Origin of the sequence: Amycolatopsis halotolerans (genome assembly GCF_042647905.1) — a bacterium.
GTDB classification, from domain to species: Bacteria; Actinomycetota; Actinomycetes; order Mycobacteriales; family Pseudonocardiaceae; genus Amycolatopsis; species Amycolatopsis halotolerans.
The window spans coordinates 1-1,569 of record NZ_JBHRWI010000034.1 but is presented as its reverse complement, the minus strand read 5'-3'; the positions used below and the strand labels follow the sequence as shown (position 1 = coordinate 1,569).

Annotated in this window: 1 protein-coding gene; it reads left to right on the top strand. The window is 67.6% G+C overall.

What is annotated here, in order from left to right; translation table 11 throughout:
- Nucleotides 1-192 precede the first annotated feature (192 nt).
- A complete protein-coding gene (locus ACFORO_RS28315; protein WP_377876206.1) occupies nt 193-963 on the top strand; it encodes a hypothetical protein in 771 nt (256 codons plus the stop codon).
- Nucleotides 964-1,569: the final 606 nt, after the last annotated feature.

Sequence of the window (1,569 nt, the reverse complement as noted above, 5' to 3'; positions counted from 1 at the left end):
GCCGTCAGCGACCCGATCTTGGTCCATCCGCGGCTTACACGGTTGTCATGACACGGCCCAGCGTGCTTGCCCAGGTTCGACCTGACACTCCACGAAGCCTCCGACTCGGGGACCAGGTATTGCCGTAGCCGCTTCCGGAAACGGGGAAAACTACTCAGGCACCGGCGATCGTGCGCCGATAGCCTGGGCGCTGTGAAGGTTTTGCACGGTATCGTGCTGCTCGGTTGCGCGGCCTTGGTCGGGGCCTTCTGGCTCGTACCCTCGGCCGCGGGCGACGCCGAGACTGACCGGCAGTCGGACACGCTCGCCGACGCGATCGCCTATCCGCGCCAGGCGGACGCCGCCGGGTTCGCCCGTGCCGCGCTCGCCACGCCGCTGGGGCGCAGCAACGGCTTCGGCGTCCTGGAGGCCACGGATCTGCCGCACAACGGCCCCCGGGATCCGATGGCCCGGCTGGTCTGGCGGATCCACCACGAGAGGCCGGACACGGGCTGGAACCTCGGCTCGGATACCTTCGACGCCTGCTACCGCGTCGAGTTCGACTACTACGGGACGTCGTCGGGACCATCGCTGATCACCTGCCCGGCGAATGCCGCCGCGATCACCCCGCCGCCGTTGCCGAGGCGGGACATCCCGCCCGGATTCGCCCCGGCGCTCGAGGCCGTCCTGGGGCGCCTGCCGGCCACGGCCAGCCCGCAGGAGGTCCGCGCGGCGCTGACCTCCGGGATGCCCGCGCCTCCGGTGGATCCCGAGACTCGCCTGACCGGGATCCCGCCGGAGGTCTCCGTCCAGGTTCGGGGATCCGACGTCGGCGTGGCCCTGTTCGCCCGGACGGGCGTCGAGGACACGGACTGCATGATGGGCCGCCGGGCCGGTGGCGGGGTGCGGGTGTGGTCGCTCAGCGCCCGGGATCAGTGGATGGAGCTTCCGTGCAGCGCTGAAGCAGCTCTGACCGCTCCCTAGCGGGCACCGCACAGCTCAGTCCACGCAGATGACGCAGCCCGAGGCGATCGGTTTGCCCCTGCCCGGTGCGCCCCCTCGCCGCACCAGCCAGCCCGCCGTCCGTCAGGATCACGACGCATCGATGCCGACGTGCGAGCGGAAGCCCATTCCGGTCCGCAGAAGGAACTGCGGCGGATCGTCTGGGTCGCATGATTGGATGAGAAACGCCATCATCTCGTTTGATGACGATGAGGTGATGCGCGACGCGGCTCGTTTGCAGACTGGCGGTGACTTGCGAATACTCGATCGTGTTGTGCGTAAAATGTAGGCCGTGGCAGCGAGCGGCCAGTAGCTGTGTGAGTGCGGTTCACGCCTCGCTTGCGCGGCCTGGTGCGAACTTGCTTCCCCGCACGGACTGGTGCGCCAGCCAGGATGCTCCCGCCGACCGTGCACATCGTCTCACTTCTTCCAGACGTCGTTTTGCGGATTGAATTGTTCATAGCATCTCCTCGTTTCGTCTCTCGCGGGCGGCTGGGAACCGGCGTGCGCGACACCGCAATCCGACGGCCGGACCCTGTCATGATTTCCGTGTAAGCCACGGATGGTTTCTTCTTTTATTCTAGTGGA